We start from the raw sequence: 17,808 nt of genomic DNA on the forward strand, positions 1-17,808 counted from the left end.
ATTAACAGAAAAGTTACTTAAGTATTCCCCTCTGAATCAGTATTATAATCATTATAACCGACGCACTAAGTAGAATAGCTATAAGGCTAGTTATCAATTCATTAGACCCTCCCTGCACTGCCGATATTGCCTGTAAATTACCTGGACTAAGGGTAAATGTGACCAGTGGGAATCCGTATTGATTAATCGGTATTGGGTAATCACCAAGCTCGTATTCAGTGACTGGCGAGTATAATTGGGCTATTGTTGCATTCTCAATGCCTATAATGGGTATTGTCGTTGTATGATTAGGCATTAGTACTATAGGCTTAGTAATTGTGTATGTACCGTTGCTCACGACCAACGTTACATATAGCGTGTAATTCAGACCATTGTATATCTGCAATACTACGGCATCATCCTCTACCACGTAATTAACAAGCTTAATCTCAGATAACCAATTCTCTACGGTATTGATTATGGTGTTCGTGTACGTTAAAGCTTGCTCCTGGAACCACCCTGGACCGTAGTTCGGAGGTCCTGTTTGCCAGGTCCAGTCACTACCCTCGGCAATGTATAGGTAGTTCCACAGTGTATATATTGGGTTTGTCGAGTTCGGTGTTACGTTGAAGGGTAGTGGTACTAATGGTGATATTGGCATGCCCACGGCCTTCGTAAACGCCACCAGGTACTCCCTCGCCATGGCTACAGAACGCCAAATCTCGACCTTGCCTGAGTAGCCATTATTCCAATTATTCAGGTTTAGGGCCCATGATGACTCGGGCAGGTTCGTTAATACGGCTATGGGCTTATGGGTGGCTATGGCCTCACTGGCTGTCTGCGTTATGAACCATGTACCCTGGTACTCAGAGAGTACTTGATAAATGGCCTGTAGATCAACTGGTCCCGTGGTTGGGTTGAAGATTAGTGGGTTCTCGCCATCTAACGCCACCACGACTACAGCGCCCGGGTTCTGCATGTATATCCTGGCTAGGTAGTGAATCAGTTCCCTGGCGGTCAACTGCGGTGGCTGGCTGAAGTAGGCGAAGGAGAATGTGTTAGAGAGAACCGTGTTCCTAAACAGGACTATTACTTGTTTACCAGTTGAGTCCTCAACAATTATAGGTCCATACGGTGATGGGGTACCGCTGACTACGGTTGTGTAGGGCAGGAACGCTTGGGCATCAAGTATTGTGAATTCAATGCCAGTCTCATTGTATAGGTGGACTAGGCCCATGTTGAATGCCATCTCAGGCGTCCAGGCGCCAGTTGCCTTAACGCCGAATACTTCCTCAGTCATTTCCTCACCCATGAGTATTTGAGCCAATAAATCGCTCTGCCAACCATTGTCATAAATTATCGCCTGCAATGGGTGGTAAAATGGCACGGTTAAGATCTCGACCTTACCCTCCTGGGCAAGCTCCCTATATAGGCTGATTGTGTAGTTTATGGTCTCAAGACACTGGGTCATATTCACATTGAGTGTTGATGGACTTGGCCAAACGGGTGAGTATGGGAATGAACCCTCAGTCAGCATCGTCTCCCACTGATACAGGAGCACTGGTGTGAAGTCTATAGTCACGCTCACGTTATACTCACTAAGTAGGAGTGCTTGTAATTCGTAAGCGCCAACCCATGTCCCGTTCCATAGGAAGTCATGACATGTATGAAGTAAGACCCATGCCTGTTCCCATGTCCCGTTTGGCTCGATGTAAAGCGGTTGATGCATGTTCCACACAATGACCAGGCTGAGCGGTGGCTTACCCGTTGTGTTAAGTACGTAGAGGCTTGGCAACGAGGCTTGAGTTAACACGGTGCCCAGACTATACACCGTGAGCATCGGTGTATATATACCCTGCGGCATATTCACAGTGAAGTTCAACGCCACCGTGTAGTAGCCTGGCATTATCGTTGCATCATAGTAATTAAACTCCTCATTATTCACGGTAAGCGTCATATTAACCGTAATAGGCTCGCCAAACTCATTCTCGAAAAGAACGTAGATAGTGGCGTTCTGACCAACCAGGTAAACATAATCACTATACGTCGCGTTTATGAATACCAACGGTGAGTATACGTCTTGTATTGCGAAGTTCCCGTTGGGTGTGCATGTTACTACACCACTTATTAGGTTGGCTGAGCAATGTAGCCAGGTATTGGTCGTTGTGTCCCAATAGACCCACTGAATCCACTGCCCTGGCTGGAATGGGCCTATCATAACCGAGTAATTACCCCAGAGTGGATTGAACGTCATTGCGGTGTTCATGGCTCCAGATGTACCGCTCGTAGTGTGCCAAGGCACGTTTCCTGGGCCTGAGGTTAGGCCGTACCAGAGGAGTATGTTGTCTGGTGCTCTACCGAGCATGGTTATTAATATTGAGCCATTTGGATAGACGTAGGCCCATGTATATCCTTGGTTCGGTGGGTTAACGTCAACGTTCCAATTCCAGAAGGGTACACACTGGTAGTTAATCCAGGTATTAGTGGTTGCGTCATGAAATACCCAGGCAACCCAAGTACCTGGTTGGAAAGGCCCGATGGTAACTACGTAACTGGTCCCATTCCAAGTCATTAACGTGTCAGTAACGCTTGACCAAGACCCCTGCGGATATGGCTCAATGCCCCAGTGTAAGTAGACTTCGTGACCTTCCGGTAACCCCGTTATCGCCACTGTTATGTACGCAGGACCTGACGTTGGTGTTACATTAAAGGACACTACATATGGGCATGAGCTTTGGGCATGGGTTATGGGTGTTGCGAGTAGTGCTGCTACTATTAGTAAAAGAAATATCGTGTATATTATTTTAATTGTCATAATATTTGGGTATTTTTTAGATATTTAAACTTTTCTTTTCAATTATTCTTTTAAATACTTTCAATCTATTATGCCTTAACCCCGCCCATCGCGTATATCTGCACCAGGTACTTCTGGAATGCAATGAATATTGCGAATATTGGTATTCCCATGAGGACGGAGAATGCCGCGAGTACATTATACAGTGTTGCCCTATTAACGAACGCCAGATAATACATGCCCAGGGTCAGCGTCCACATATTGCCCTGCATTATAAATGCATTTGCCAATGCGTAGTCTGTGTAGGCGCCCATGAACGCGAGCAGGGCAACGAAGGCTATTATTGGCTTAGCCATTGGTAGGAGGATTCTGAAGAAGGCTCCTGGCCTCGTTAAGCCATCAATTAACGCGGCCTCCTCATAATCCCTAGGTATTCTATCGAGGAATACCTTAACTAGGTATGAGCTGAATATCGACGTACCCCCAGAGTAAGCCAGTATTAGGCCTACGTATGTAGCCCATCCCCTAAGCATACCCAGCGATGCAAACATTAGGTACAGTGGTAATGCCGTTGCTGCGAATGGGAAGAACGTCATGACGTAAATCGTCACCATTAATGTCGTTTTTCCAGGCACGTTAAACCTTGACAGGGCTGCCCCAGTTATGAAGGCAACAATCACCGTAATGGCTATAGTGCCTGTCGCGAGAATCAGACTGTTCCTAAGCCATAGCAGGAATGGTTCCTTAAACAATATGTAGTAATAAGCCTCTAAGGACGTGTTTTCAGGTAAGAGTGAGCGTAGGGTTATTGAGGCTAGGGTTGGTATTGGGTTTACGGACGTGATTATTATGTAGTATATTGGGAATATGGCTATGGCGGCTATTATAATAAGCACAATGTACGATATACCAAGCCTAAACAAACTAATTACCTTATTCTTTAGGCTATACTTATTGCTCATGTTATCACCTCGAGGACCCTACCAACCCTGAGCATTAGTATTGCCATGATTGCTAGGATAATTGTTGAAATCACCGAGTATGCAGCGGCAATGTTGTAATAGCCGTAGGAGAAGGCCTCCTGGTACGTATAAACAATTAGTATATCGGTTGATATGCCTGGGCCACCCCCTGTCAGTATGTATATTGGGTAGAAATTATTCCATGTAAAAACGAAGCCGCCAACACTGACGAAGGCTATGGCACTCCTCATTAGGGGTAGTGTTATATATCTGAACTTATGCCATGCGTTGGCGCCGTCAACCACGGCAATATCATACAATTCAGTGGGTATGCTCTGTAGGCTTGATAGGAAGACCGCCGTGTAGTATGGGAATGATAACCACAGGTTCGTTAGTATTAATGCAGCCCAGGCGGTGTTCGTGAACGTTAACCAATTAATTGGCGGTATTCCAAGTAATCCTAGGAATTTATTGACAATTCCATACTCATAATTCCACATACCATACCAAATCACTAGGGATATGTATGCTGGGAATGCCCAGGGTACCAGGAGCAACGTGAAGAAGGCATTCCTACCCTTAATATCCCTCTGATTAAGTATTAGGGCTAGTATGAACCCTACGAGAACCATGGGTATTAAACTACCCACCGTCCAAATTACCGTGTTCAGCAATAACGTATAAAATGTACCACTTGTTAATAATTGTTCATAAATTTTTAAACCAACAAACGTGTAATGAAATAGATGATAAAGATTGAAGTTTGTGAATGATATGTACACGGCATAAGCCACCGGGTATAGAAAAAGGAATAATGCAATGGCTATTATGGGGAGGAGGTAAAGATATTGAATAAAAACACGATCTAATTTTTGAAGAGAATCCATTATAAGTCACCTTAATTAACCACCCGACTGAGCCATCTGCTGAAGCATGTACTGCTCCATGCCCTGAGCGGCAGCCTGAGCGGTCGTCTGATTAGCGAAGTAAGCAGTTGCATACTGATGGAATGCTGGCCAGTAATAAGCCATTGCAGGTATGTTGGGGAACTTCTGACCATACTGAGCCTGGGCAAATATACCCTCCATAATGTCATTCAGACATGATGGTGATAACTGCCCAGCCTTCAACTGACTAACTGCCTGGTTATAGGCCTGTACGTTAGCTGGTATGTCATGTGCATAATTCCATAGGTTAAGATCCGCCTGTGGACCAGTCATGTAAAGTATAAATACTAACGCAGCCTCCAACTGCTGTGGCGTAGCGCCACTTGCTTGCGGCGATGCAATTACCCAACCAGTACTACCTATGAGTGGACTTGCATGCAGCCCTGTCTGACTAACAACAGGTAATGGTGCAGCACCTAAATTGCAGCCAAGGGCCTTAAAATACGTCCCAAGGTCCCAAGGGCCATCAAAAATAATAGCAGTCTCATTACTCGTGAATAACTGGCCTTCAAGGCTTGGGTTCATGTCAGGGGCATTTATGTGTAGGCCGTACGTTAAGTTATACCAGAATTCTAGGGCGTTAACCATGGCGCTTGAGTTGAGTTGTGGCATGTTGTTGGGACCGAATATTTGCCCGCCAAAACCAGCGAACCAGGCGGCGAATCTATAGCCCCATTCAGAGCCAACGCCGTAGGCGATGCACCACACGTGGTACGTGCTATTGACTTGAAGACACATGTTGATTAGTTGGTCTGTGGTGTTTGGCGGTGATGTTATGTATTGCTTGTTGTAGAACATGACTATGTAGTTTATGTTGTCAGGTAAGCCGTAATAACCATGGGCACTTGGCGTGTTTAAGTAGAAGTTCTGGGCGGCAGTGGGTAGGTATTGTTCGAATACTGATGGTAGTAAATACTCACTTAAGTTAAGTAGTAGGCCTGCTGCGAATAGCTTACCTGAGTCGTCGCTTGTATCCCTATATACGATTGGGGCTTGACCGGCCTTTGCAGCTGATATGAAGTTGCTCGTTGCAATGCTAACGCCGTAAGTGACTTCAACGTGTATGCATGGGTATAATTGCTCAAAGGAGGTTAATGATGTGTTAAATGCCTTGTTCTCACTTGTACTGTAGGTGTTCCATACGGTTATTGTTACATTACCAACCTTTGAGCAGAAGGTTTGGGCAAAACTTGAGCTATAGACGTTTTGTGGCGTAAAGTCTGACATTGGTATTACAAAACCCGGCGCAGTTGCTTGGGTTGTTGAGGGTTTGTATAGATAGACTACGGCCACCACTGCGGCTATTATCACTATCACGGCAACGACTATGCCTATTATAGCGCCTGTGGATAGTCCTAGCCTATTCATACGTCTTCAAGTATTATGAATAGGTTTAAAAGCATTACCGTAACTGATTTATATAGTTCATGCATAGACATAAATAAAAATGACAAAAATTAGATATTTGTTTATGTGTTTATACCTAGGTATACCCATTAATAAAGGGGTCTTAATACCTATATAAATCGTAAATACTTTAGTATATTATCTACTCCTTATAATGAAGTAGGAACCGCTCAGAAGCCCGTCTCTATAACTCCTTGGTTCATTACTTAAATGAACCTCATACTCATCATCATAATAAATTAATTCATTTGAGTTAATTACTATGCGTTTTGGCGCTATGGTTAAACTTGTTAGCTTTGCTATGAAATTACCAAGAGAATTAGGATCATTAATTCTTTTCCAATCCATACACCTCCTATTGTCAGGGTCGAGGCCTCCCTCAAGCATTACCTCATCACCATAATAGAGCATTGGAGTTCCAATCCAAGTATATATGAATACTAATGCTGCCTTAAACTTCTCAATATCATTGTTTAACATAGTTATTGCTCTTGGCGTATCATGAGTATCCGCAAAGAGCCAGGAATTTAGGAGGAAATACCTTGGTAATAGCCTCAATTGTCTTTTAAGAACATAGGCAAGCTCATCAGTACTTATCTTATTATCTAGGAATTTAATCAGCGGCTCCCAGACCTGGTAATTCATAACTCCATCAACAGCATTTCTCCAGAGAAATGGGTCACCCCAAACCTCAGCAATTAATGGTTTATTAATGAAATTCTTCAATTCCCAAAGAAACCAGGGCGGTATACCGGCGCCAACATCAATCCTAAAGGCGTCAACACCTATCAATGACCAATGAAGCACAATACCCTTAACCCACTCACCGGCGAACTTCATGTTAAGCTTAGGCATTCTCTTAACATTCATGAACTTCTCATAATCACCATCATAAATGTAGTACCAACGGGAGTACTCAGGATCGCCATTTAGGGCTGCCTTAAAGGCAGGATGTTCGGAACCCGTGTGATGAATAGGCAAGTCAAGTATCAACTTAATACCAAGATCATGCGCACTCCTCAATAATTCCTTAAACGCCTTATTACCACCTAAATCATCATCAATATTGAGGTAATCGATAACATCATACCTATGATAAGACATAGCCCTAAAGATGGGCGTTAAATAAATTGCATCAAAACCCATGGACCTAATGTAACTAAGCCTATCTCTAATGAAGACCAAGTCACCGCCAAGCCTATCCCTTGGGCCACCCTCCCTCTTGCATCCAAATCTGTCAACGAAAATCCCATAAATAGCACTAAATAACCTACGCCTAACTTCACGAACCTTCCTAACAAAACCACTAAGTTTAAGTACATTAAATCCATTCTCCGTAGAGCCATCATCAAGAATAACTTCACCATCAATTAAGTACCTGTAGTAATATTTACCTGGAGGTAACAAGACATATGCACAATAGTCAGAGCCGCAAAACTCAAGTTCAATAGGCTTCATAAAGGCTGTGAAATTACCAACAACAAAGGCAGCCCTCCTAGGACGTCTACTCACTGAAAATCTAATGAAGTAAACACCGCCATCCCTAAACACAGTAACAGGCATTAAATCAATCGCAAAGCCACGAACTTAAATTAATTAACCCAACGAGAAATAATAGCATAAAGGCTTAAAAACTGACGTGTTTCTAATGATTACGAGCCCCGGTAGTATAGCCCGGTCAAGTATGTGGGCCTTTCGAGCCCGTGACCCGGGTTCAAATCCCGGCCGGGGCACTACCCAACTTCTATTTTTCTCTTAGTTTACTTACCTGAGTTAAGTTTTTATGCTATGTTTGTTGCCCTGATTTGTGAGGGTTAGGGTTAAGTTTTTTGGTGATCTTTATGAGTTAGTTGGTACATTTAGAATTGAGCTTGAGACTCCTAGTGGTCTTTCTGTACGTGATCTTATTGACCTAGTCTCACGTACATTTAACCCTAAATTCACAGAGGCTGTGCTTGATGGCGATGGTAAGTTGAAGGGTGAGTATGTAGTATTGGTTAATGGTAAGGCTATTGAGTGGCTTAATGGTTTAGCTACAAAGCTCAATGATGATGATGATGAGGTTGTGTTCCTACCACCCGCAGAGGGGGGTTAATTGCTTCATTGCTTTCAATTTAATTAGACGTGGCTAACGATTCCTCAGAAGAATGATCTTGATTAGGATAACTTATAAATTAGTCCTTGATTCCTTATCATTAATGAGTTATACTCATTGGGTTGATAGGATAGCGAATCAAGTCCTTGAGAGATGCCGTAGTGAAGGTAAGGATGAGTGCATACTTAATGGTGGCTTAAGCGTTTCTGGGCTCCAGCACATTGGTAGGCTTAGGGGTGAGATAGTATTGAATAGTGTTATTGCTGAAAGACTAAGGGATGCTGGCTTAAGAGTTAGGCAGGTCTTAACCCTGTACACCGTAGATCCCTGGAAGGGTAAGGATAAACAACTAGAGCAGTTTCTAAACCCTGAGGTGGGTAGGAAGTACATTGAGTGGCCGCTTGAGCACGTTCCGGATCCTAAGGGTTGTCATAAGTCCTGGGTTGATCATTACTGGAGGGACTTTGGTGATTACCTTGATTACTTCGCGAAGAATGTTGAGGTTATAACGACTGGCGAGATGTATAGGGAGCATCCTAGGATGAGGGAGTTCATAATGATGACCATGAGGAATAGGGAGAGGTTGATTGAGGTCATTAATAAGTATAGGGGTAGGAATCCGTATCCAAAGGATTGGATACCCTTCGAGCCAATTTGCGAGAACTGCGGTAGGATTGGCACTGCGGAGGTCACGAAACTAGACCTTGATAAGTATGAAGTTGAGTACAGGTGTACGTATTGCGGACATGTTGGTAGGGCTAAGTTGACTGATGGTAAGCTTCCGTGGAGGGTTGAGTGGGTTGGTGTTTGGTACACGTTGCAAGTCGATTTTGAGCCTTATGGTAAGGATCATGCAATGCCAGGTGGCTCAAGGGACTCTGCAATTGAGATTGCTAAGTCCGTTTACGGTATTAATCCACCGTTAGGTACTTGGTATGAGTGGGTTGGTTATGTGGTTAATGGTAAGGACGTGGGTGACATGGGTAGTAGTGACTTCATAGGCTTTACGCCGAGAGAATGGGTTGAGGTTGCTGAGCCTGAGGTTCTTAGGTATATCTATATATTCCATGAGCCAACAAGAAGGTTAACATTTAGTCTAGATTCCATTTATCAATATGTTGATATTTATGATAGAGCTGAGCGCCTTTACTATGGAATTGATAAACCAAGCTCTAAGGAGAAGGATTACCTAGACTTAATTATTAGGTCCTATGAGTATGCACAGTTAAAGAGACCATTACCTAGGGAATTGCCGTTCCAATTGCCGTATCTCCACGCAGTGGCATTAATACAAACATTGCCGCAGTCATTAAGTGAGGATGAGCTTATGGAGAGAGTTATTAAGAGACTGAAGGAAACAAAGATACTAACGAAGGACTTAGATAATGTGTCATATGAAAGGATTAGATCAAGGCTCATCAGAGCTCGTAATTGGGTAAACAAGTATGCACCTGAGACCTATAGGATTAGAGTTCTTGAGGAATTACCTGGTTCCATAAGGAATTCGCTAACGGATGTTCAAAGGGCTAAGTTGAAGTTGCTGCTACAGGAGCTTGAGAGAATTGACGTTTGGAGTGAGGATAATATTAAGGAGGCGATGAAGAGCGTGCCTAGGGAGGATAAGAACATTGAGAAGGCTTTCTTTGAGGCCACGTACTTAATATTCTTTGGTAAGCCAAGTGGTCCGAGGATAGCGCCATACTTGGCGATGCTGGGTAAGGAATTCGTACTTAATAGGTTAAGGGATTCATTGAGGTGATTACCATGTCTAGGTTGTTAGTGATGGCGATTGTTTTTGCCGTGGTTGTTTACACGGTTTTATTATCATCATTAGCAGGCACCTACTTACCTAGTAAGGGTAATTTAACCCTTGATGTCGCTATACTTATTCTAACATTAATTAGTTTCTTCACGTCATTCCTATCAATTAAGCAGACATGGTATGATGTTAATACAGCATATACAGATAGGGAATTAATTATTGGGAAGTTAAAGCGAATACTTGCATTCTTTGCATTAGGATTGAATATTGTTAATATTATTTTAGTATTTGCTTATGTACTTATTGTGGCTATTTGATCACTTCTTAATCAAAGCCCTTAATTGATTAAGCTCCTTATCCTTACTTTCAATAATCTTCATTAACTCCTCCCTCTCCTTAAGTAGTTGTTCATACTTCTTACGTATGTCTTGGCACTCGCTCTCAATCTTACTAACCTCCTTCATCTTGCTCTCTAGTTCCTCCTTCTCCCTATCAAGCTTCTCCCTAAGTTCGACTAAGGTATTCTCCCTAATTATTAACGCCCTTTGATAATTCATTAACTCCCTCTCCTTATCAAGAAGTCTCTTTTCCCAATCTGTGAGTCTCTTTTCCTCCTCAATTAACTTCGTCATTAATGGCTCAAGCTTCTCCATAATTTCCTTCCTCCTCTTATTGATCTCATCATCAAGGCTCTTCAATGCATTCTCTCTTTCCTTAAGCAGGTTTTCTAGCGAGTTGAGTCTACTCTCTTTATCCTTAAGCTCAGCCTCAAGCTTATTCAATGCATTTTGTCTTTCATTCAATTTCTTCTCAAGCTCCTTAAGCTCAGCCTCCCTCTGTGATAATTGCTCAAGTCTTTCCTTAACCTCCTGCTCCTTCTTCTCAAGCTCCCTAAGTCTTGCGTTCTCTGCATCTATCCTAACAGCCTCCATCTCAAGTCTCTGTTCACGGGACTTCAACTCAACCTCCCAATCCCTAAGCTTAGTCTCTCTCTCACCAAGCGCCTTCTCTCTCTCGAGCAATGCCTTTTCTCTACTATCAAGTTCACTAAGCCTTGATGTTAATTGATTAGAAAGTGTTATGAGAGATGCCATTACATTGCTCATCTCGGCCAACTTAGCCTTCTCCTCCTCAAGTGCCTTTCTGTCGCTTTCCAACCTCTGCCTAATCTCCTCAATACTCTTCTCCCTAACTGAAACGTCACTCTCTCTTCTGCTTATATCAAGTAACTTGCTCTCTAGTTCCTTCTCCCTATTTAGGACTTCGTTATATACCCTATTCAATTCTCCCAATAGGCTACTTAACTTAGAAACCTCAGATACGAGCGATGATGCCTTGTCAACACCACTTTCAATTTTGGTATTAAGATCCTTAACATTGTTATTAATTAATTCGAGAGTCGTAGTGGCGCTTGTGAGGCTTTGTTGCATATTACTCGATAATCCCTGAAGTCTATCCACCAGGTTATTTATTTTCTCAAGGGCATCGAATAAGGAGTCCATTAATTTCTTGCTCATGTCATTGAATTGATTAACCATGTTATTCATTTGAGCAACTCTACTGGCTATGTCCGTGGTTGATGAGTTTATGACCTTTATAGCATCCTGTAGTGTTTTATCATTTCTTTCAATCCCATTTGAAATGGCCTGAAGATTCTTTTGCATTTGATTGGCATTATTTATTAGTTGTTGGACATTCTGTTGCAGCGCCTGAAGTAAATTATTTATATCGTTAATCCTCTGATAAAGCTCCGTATACTCCTTAGGCTGTCTGAACACAGTACGTATTTTAAGCAAGGGAACTAATATATTTTGCTTTTATTATTCTAAATGAAATTGAACGTAATGAAAACAACACCGAACTTAAGACCTATTAGAACCCTTACCCAGAACATCCAAAATAACTGATTTAAGACCCTCAATAACCTCAGAACTTTTTCTATACTCGGAAATCAACCTAATACCCTGCTCCTCAATAAGTTTCTGGAGTTCATTAAGTCTCGTAGCAACATTGGACAATTGATTCGTGATATCAACAACCTGGTTAACATCGAGCGTCCTATATTCCTTTAAATCCATTGATACCTTTGCCAGGAGATCCACAGCATTCTCAACCTTACCCTGTATTGAGGATATGGAATCCCTATAGGCAATTAATGATGCTTCAATCCTAGTCAATTCCCTTAATGTATTGGAAAGCATACCAGCTAATTCGGCCATACTTTGTGGTGTTATTCCACTAATTAATTCCTGAGTCTTAATTAGGCCTGATAATGAGTTCTCAATCTCCTTAACCCTACTCTCCAGGTTCTCAACTCTCGTATTAATATCGGTTAAGCTTCTGGATATTTGATCAACCTTATTACTGAGATTCATTAACTCCCTAAGTATTCTGGCTATTGGATCCTCACGCGGAGGCGGTGGTGCTGGGTAATAACTCATTGCATTAGACCAATTAGTAATTACTTAAATACTTATCTCATGATAATCAATTAATGACATACATATCTCCTAAGGCAAAAATACTAAGTAAAAGCATAAGTAGGGATGTCGTGATACTAGGACCCTCAGTAATTGGTGAAGGTACAATAATAGAGCCGCTTGTTGTAATAGGGCATCCCATTAGGTCGAAGTTAATAAGTATGAGGAATACGGATTTAGAGATTGAACAATTAATGAATGAGGTAAGTAATGGTACAGTAATCGGCAGGAATTGCATTATTAGGAGTAATGTTGTTATTTACGAAAACGTGGAGGTTCATGATGGTGTTGAAACAGGGCATAATGCATTGATTAGGGAGAATACGAAGATAGGGAGTAACACTAGAATTGGATCTGGTGTTATTATAGATGGGGATACGGTAATTGGAAACAACGTTAGTATACAAAGCATGGTATATATACCAAGGGGTACTGTGATAGGGGATAATGTGTTCCTGGGGCCAAATGTAGTAATAACCAATGATAAGTATCCACCAAGTAAAAGGCTTGATGGCGTTAAAATAGGAAGAAACGCGGTCATAGGGGCTAATGCGACATTGATAGCTGGTGTCGAAATAGGGGAAAATGCCGTGGTTGCGGCTGGCTCTGTCGTAACTAAGGATGTACCACCAGGTGAGGTAGTTGTTGGCGTACCTGCTAAATCCATTTATAGTGTCGATGTTTTCATAAAGAAGAGAATTGAATATGAAAAATCAGAGACCCCTTAATGCTCTCCTCAAATTCCTTGCCATCTCCTCAAATCTAGCGATATCCTGCTTGGCTAATGATGGCGGAACGACCTTTAAGGCCTCCTCAAAGTGCTCAATATCAACAGGCCTTACTTGGTTAGAGTTGCTCCTAATTGTTTCTCTCAACGCAAGCATTGCAGCCTCTCTAACTAAGGCAGCTAGATCGGCACCTGTATAACCCTCGGTTCTCCTTGCGAGGTCCTTAAGGTACTTATAATCGCTGTCCTTAACCTCATCAGATAATTTCAAACCCCTAATATGAACCTTAATTATTTCAAACCTAGCATTCTCATCAGGTGGTGGTACATACACGATTCTATCGAACCTACCTGGCCTAAGCAATGCTGGGTCTACTATATCCGCCCTATTTGTTGCTGCTATGACAACGACGTTCTTTAGTGGTGCTATTCCATCCATCTCTGCCAATAACTGATTGACTATTCTATCAGTGGCCCCACTATCAACCCTCAAACCTCTTGCTGGTGCTATTGCGTCTATTTCGTCGAAGAATATTACGCATGGTGCTGCCATTCTTGCTTTCTTGAATATTTCCCTGATTGCCCTCTCACTCTCCCCAAACCACTTACTCAGTATTTCTGGACCCCTAACAGCAATAAAATTCGCATTCGACTCCGTAGCCACAGCCTTAGCCAACAAAGTCTTACCAGTACCAGGAGGACCAAACAACAAAATACCCTTAGGCGGATCAATACCGAGTTCCTCAAAGTACCTGGGATACCTAAGCGGCCACTCCACCATTTCCTTAAGCTCCTGCTTAACATTATCGTAGCCACCAATATCATCCCAGTGAATCTCAGGAACTTCAACAATGACCTCCCTGAGAACTGTTGGTTGTATATACTTCATAGCCTCAAGGAAGTCCCTCCTCCTAATCCTAATCCTTGCTAATTGTTCTGATGGTATTTCTGACTGCTCAAGATCAATCTCCTTCTTCTCTATAGCCTCCCTAAGTCTTATCATCGCAGCCTCCTTAACAAGTGCCGCTAGGTCAGCCCCTGTATAACCATGAGTCATCTCTGCCAACTCATCAATACTCACAACATCACTATTAGGATCACACATATTCTCCTTAACATCCTCCTCAGTGCACAACGGCACATTCCTCGTATGAACTTGGAGTATCTCCTTCCTCGCATTCTTATCGGGCATGCTTATGTAAATTTCCCTGTCGAATCTTCCTGGTCTTCTTAGTGCTGGGTCTACGGCCTCTGGCCTATTGGTTGCTCCTATTACGATTACCTGGCCTCTCTCCTGCAAACCATCCATTAATGTGAGGAGCTGAGCAACAACACGCTTCTCCACTTCTCCAGTTACTTCCTCCCTCTTTGGTGCTATGGCATCAATCTCATCAATAAAGATAATAGCAGGAGCATTCTTCTTAGCCTCCTCAAAAATCTCCCTCAACTTAGCCTCAGACTCACCATAATACTTACTCATGATTTCTGGGCCATTAATTGATACGAAGTAAGCATTGGCCTCAGAGGCCACGGCCTTCGCCAAAAGGGTCTTGCCTGTGCCTGGTGGACCTATGAGAAGAACGCCCTTAGGAGGCTCAATACCAAGGTGCTTAAATATTTCAGGGTGTCTTAATGGTAATTCTATCAATTCCCTAATCTTCCTCTTAGCCTCCTCAAGGTCACCAATGTCCTCCCAAGTAACCCTAGGCATCGCTAATTCCATCTCTCTAACTGGTTCCTCCCTAACCTGAACCTCGGTATCAATACCAACATACGCAGCCGGTCCTGGCGTTACACTCGTGACCATGAATCTAATGGAGCCTGTGTAATACGGTATCTCTATGATTGAACCCTTCCAAACAGGCTTACCAAGCAAGTAAGCCCTCTTTAGGTAATCAGGGTCAACCCTAATGTACTCACCCACAGGCGCTATTGTAACTCTTTGTGCAGATCTTAAATTCGCCTTCTTAACCTTAACAACATCACCAATACTAACACCGGCATTCTGCCTCAAGACACCATCCATCCTTATGTAGTCCTTATCCTCATCATCAGTGTAGGCAGGCCATACCTGGGCATAGGCACTACGCTTATTACCAATTATTTCAACGTATTCACCAGGCTCAATGCCAAGTACCCTCATGTAACGTTGTGGTATCCTAACAATTAGCCTACCAACATCCCTAGTCCTGGCCTCTGCAACCCTAAGACTAACCTCATTGTTAGAACCCATGACTTATCCTCGTTATTTAATTCTTGTGATTAGCTTATATAATTATCTTTATTTTGCTCTCTCACTGGTTCAATACCATGCGTTTACTGTCGAATTCAACAACGCTAAAAGTTAAATAGGGTATAAAATAACGTATTCTGTGGGTAAGGTAGGCATTGTTGGATGGGGCATCTATATACCTAGGTTCAGAATAAGCACAAAGGAAATAGCCAGGGTCTGGGGTGATGACCCACTAAGGATTAAGGATCTTTATTGGGTTGAGGAGAGGAGTGTTGGTGGTTCTGATGAGGATGCCATTACCATGTCTGTGGAAGCCTCTAGAAATGCATTAAGGAGGGCAGGTATTGATCCTAAGGAACTGGGTTCAGTATTTGTTGGCACTGAGTCGAAACCCTATGCCGTTAAGCCAATAGCCTCAATATTAATTGATGCACTAGGAATGAGAAAACAATCCTTTGCCGTGGACATGGAATTCGCATGCAAGGCCGGCTCAGACGCAATAGTTAATGCAACAGGTCTCGTTAAGAGCGGTCTTATTAAGTATGGACTTGCAGTTGGTGTTGACCACAGTCATGGAGAGCCGGGGGATCACCTTGACTATACGGTGTCTGGCGGTGCGGCGGCCTATATCATAGGGTCTGATGGTGTTGCAGCTGAGATTGAGCATATATATGCATATAATTCTGACACGCCGGACTTTTGGCGTAGGGATGGCATGCCTTATGCCGTACATGGTGAGTCATTCACCGGAGAACCAGCCTACTTTAGGCATATTGTGAATGCCGCGAAGGCTCTAATGGAGGCGACGGGACTTAAACCAAGCGACTTTGATTACGCGGTCTTTCATCAACCAAATGCCAGATTCCCAGTTAGGGTTGCCCAAATGCTTGGTATACCCCTTGAGAAGGTTAAATTTGGCATTATTGCTGATAGGATAGGCAACACATACAATGGCGCTGTATTAATAGGTCTTGCAAACATCCTTGAAAATGCCAAGCCAGGTTCTAGGATACTCATGGTATCCTTTGGAAGCGGTGCTGGTTCTAATGCCTTTAGTCTAGTGACCACGGACTTACTACCTGAGAAGGTGGGTAGGGCTAGGACCGTTAGTTACTACCTTGAGAATAAGTCATACTTAGACTACGCCCTTTACTTAAGATTCAGGAACTTGATTAAGGTGTTTCAATAATATCGGTTTGTCGGTATCTTAATCTTTAAAAATAAATAGTTAAAAAACAACGTAATGCCTCGCAAGCAAACCGTTAGAATAGTGGAGAGGAAAAAGGAAATACTAGAATTATTAATTAAGGAGGGTGAGTTACCGACCAATGAAATTGTTAAGAAAACGAACTTAAGCCACAGCCAGGTCTTTTACGCATTAAAGCTTCTTCAGAGGGATGGATTAATTAGGGAAATTAAGAGAGGTAAGGTGGCCTACTGGAAGGCTTCAGATAATGCTCAGGAGGCGCTTAAGGCACTTGAGCAGGAGGTTAAGGAGGAGGTCATGGAGGGTGAGGAGACGACGGGGGAGACTTAGGCTTTTTAATTCAAGAATTAATGTAGTATCTGAATGATGAGGCGGGCAGAATCCGTAAAAATGACGAGACTGTCTCACACTGACTAAAATACTAACATTATTAATCGTCCATGATTGTTCACTAAAAGAGGAAGCGTTAATAAATGGGTAATTTACGCCAATGCGGAGTCTATGGAGAATTCCGTGAGCCGCACTTCCTTGGGAATTGATTATAAGCTCCTTCGAAGGATTCCATACTTAATATTATTGGTTAAGTACGGCATTAATGATAGAGATTACGTGGCAATAAACCTAACTAGACTCGCTAATGATGTAGGCACAACACCACAGAATGTATTTAAAATAATAAATAGGCTTGCTGAGGACGATTTAATTATTAAGTCTACGATTAATGGTCAATTAGCGATTAAATTTTCCCAAAGGGCCTCCGAGGCTCTTCGATTCGTGATAGACACGATTAGGCATTACCTTGATGAGAGGCTGGTGATTAGACTTGTTGGTAATGTGGTCTCTGGGCTTGGTGAGGGTAGTTTCTACATGAGTCTTGATGGCTATGTTAAACAATTTATTGAGAAGCTTGGGTTTAAGCCATACCCAGGAACCCTCAATATTAGGCTAAAGCCCGAGTACATTAAGTACAGACTTTACCTAGACGCATTGCCAGGCATATACATAGAGGGCTTTAGTAATGGTGTTAGAACGTATGGAAGTGTTAAGTGCTTCAAGGCATCAATACATGGATTACCAGGTGCTATATTACTGATTGAAAGAACTCACCACGGTCTTGACACAATAGAGATAATATCGCCCTATAGATTAAGGTATGAATTAGGTCTTAAGGATGGTGATGAGGTTGAGGTATTAGTGAACCTATGAGCGTCTAAA

Annotated in this window: 15 protein-coding genes and 1 tRNA gene; 8 read left to right on the forward strand and 8 right to left on the reverse strand. The window is 42.6% G+C overall.

Annotation, left to right across the window (positions count from 1 at the left end):
* Positions 1 to 13: 13 nt before the first annotated feature.
* The 5 genes from VMUT_RS02135 to VMUT_RS02155 form a co-directional block, all read right to left on the reverse strand.
* Positions 14 to 2,794, reverse strand: coding sequence for a glycoside hydrolase family 57 protein (locus VMUT_RS02135; RefSeq protein WP_013603783.1), 2,781 nt, complete (start codon positions 2,792 to 2,794; stop codon positions 14 to 16).
* Positions 2,795 to 2,862: 68 nt separating this feature from the next.
* Positions 2,863 to 3,735, reverse strand: coding sequence for a sugar ABC transporter permease (locus VMUT_RS02140; RefSeq protein WP_013603784.1), 873 nt, complete (start codon positions 3,733 to 3,735; stop codon positions 2,863 to 2,865).
* Positions 3,732 to 4,622 (reverse strand): carbohydrate ABC transporter permease, encoded by an 891-nt coding sequence (locus VMUT_RS02145; RefSeq protein ID WP_013603785.1) that lies wholly within the window; start codon positions 4,620 to 4,622, stop codon positions 3,732 to 3,734. Before VMUT_RS02145 ends, VMUT_RS02140 begins: the two co-directional genes overlap by 4 nt.
* Positions 4,623 to 4,637: 15 nt before the next feature.
* The gene (locus tag VMUT_RS02150) at positions 4,638 to 6,050 is read right to left on the reverse strand and encodes an extracellular solute-binding protein (protein WP_013603786.1); all 1,413 of its coding nucleotides are present in this window, start codon (positions 6,048 to 6,050) and stop codon (positions 4,638 to 4,640) included.
* 177 nt (positions 6,051 to 6,227) lie between these two features.
* Positions 6,228 to 7,652 carry an alpha-amylase family glycosyl hydrolase gene (locus VMUT_RS02155; protein ID WP_013603787.1) on the reverse strand — a complete coding sequence of 475 codons (1,425 nt, stop codon included), beginning with the start codon at positions 7,650 to 7,652 and terminating at the stop codon, positions 6,228 to 6,230.
* Positions 7,653 to 7,747: 95 nt separating this feature from the next.
* On the opposite strand from VMUT_RS02155, the gene VMUT_RS02160 reads away from it, so the two are divergent.
* From VMUT_RS02160 to VMUT_RS02175, 4 genes are all read left to right on the forward strand, one after another.
* A tRNA-Glu gene (locus tag VMUT_RS02160) sits at positions 7,748 to 7,822 on the forward strand.
* A 74-nt stretch (positions 7,823 to 7,896) separates the two neighbouring features.
* Positions 7,897 to 8,184: a MoaD/ThiS family protein gene (locus VMUT_RS02165; RefSeq protein WP_013603788.1), complete on the forward strand. Its 288-nt coding sequence runs from the start codon at positions 7,897 to 7,899 to the stop codon at positions 8,182 to 8,184.
* Between the two features lie 103 nt (positions 8,185 to 8,287).
* Complete coding sequence (lysS, locus tag VMUT_RS02170; RefSeq protein ID WP_048057125.1) at positions 8,288 to 9,943, forward strand: lysine--tRNA ligase; 1,656 nt, start codon at positions 8,288 to 8,290, stop codon at positions 9,941 to 9,943.
* A gap of 5 nt (positions 9,944 to 9,948) precedes the next feature.
* Positions 9,949 to 10,263 carry a hypothetical protein gene (locus VMUT_RS02175; RefSeq protein WP_048056819.1) on the forward strand — a complete coding sequence of 105 codons (315 nt, stop codon included), beginning with the start codon at positions 9,949 to 9,951 and terminating at the stop codon, positions 10,261 to 10,263.
* On the opposite strand, the gene VMUT_RS02180 is transcribed toward VMUT_RS02175, so the two are convergent.
* Together VMUT_RS02180 and VMUT_RS02185 are read right to left on the reverse strand one after the other, a co-directional pair.
* Positions 10,264 to 11,724 (reverse strand): chromosome segregation ATPase, encoded by a 1,461-nt coding sequence (locus VMUT_RS02180; protein WP_013603791.1) that lies wholly within the window; start codon positions 11,722 to 11,724, stop codon positions 10,264 to 10,266.
* Between the two features lie 84 nt (positions 11,725 to 11,808).
* Positions 11,809 to 12,387 (reverse strand): hypothetical protein, encoded by a 579-nt coding sequence (locus VMUT_RS02185; protein WP_013603792.1) that lies wholly within the window; start codon positions 12,385 to 12,387, stop codon positions 11,809 to 11,811.
* A 53-nt stretch (positions 12,388 to 12,440) separates the two neighbouring features.
* Between VMUT_RS02185 and VMUT_RS02190 the strand changes: the two genes are divergently transcribed.
* A complete protein-coding gene (locus tag VMUT_RS02190; protein WP_013603793.1) occupies positions 12,441 to 13,154 on the forward strand; it encodes an N-acetyltransferase in 714 nt (237 codons plus the stop codon).
* On the opposite strand, the gene VMUT_RS02195 is transcribed toward VMUT_RS02190, so the two are convergent.
* Entirely contained in the window at positions 13,140 to 15,386 is a 2,247-nt protein-coding gene (locus VMUT_RS02195) for a CDC48 family AAA ATPase (RefSeq protein ID WP_013603794.1), read from the reverse strand. The genes VMUT_RS02190 and VMUT_RS02195 overlap by 15 nt on opposite strands.
* A gap of 139 nt (positions 15,387 to 15,525) precedes the next feature.
* Here VMUT_RS02195 and VMUT_RS02200 point away from each other — a divergent pair, with 139 nt between their 5' ends.
* The 3 genes from VMUT_RS02200 to VMUT_RS13320 all read left to right on the forward strand — a co-directional run bounded on the left by VMUT_RS02200 (position 15,526) and on the right by VMUT_RS13320 (position 17,799).
* On the forward strand, positions 15,526 to 16,575 hold the full coding sequence (locus VMUT_RS02200; RefSeq protein WP_013603795.1) for a hydroxymethylglutaryl-CoA synthase: 1,050 nt from the start codon (positions 15,526 to 15,528) through the stop codon (positions 16,573 to 16,575).
* A gap of 54 nt (positions 16,576 to 16,629) precedes the next feature.
* Entirely contained in the window at positions 16,630 to 16,923 is a 294-nt protein-coding gene (locus VMUT_RS02205; protein ID WP_048056820.1) for a winged helix-turn-helix transcriptional regulator, read from the forward strand.
* A gap of 183 nt (positions 16,924 to 17,106) precedes the next feature.
* On the forward strand, positions 17,107 to 17,799 hold the full coding sequence (locus tag VMUT_RS13320; protein WP_373419224.1) for a DUF120 domain-containing protein: 693 nt from the start codon (positions 17,107 to 17,109) through the stop codon (positions 17,797 to 17,799).
* The last annotated feature ends 9 nt before the right edge of the window (positions 17,800 to 17,808 follow it).

It is taken from the genome of Vulcanisaeta moutnovskia 768-28 (genome assembly GCF_000190315.1).
GTDB classification, from domain to species: Archaea; Thermoproteota; Thermoprotei; order Thermoproteales; family Thermocladiaceae; genus Vulcanisaeta; species Vulcanisaeta moutnovskia.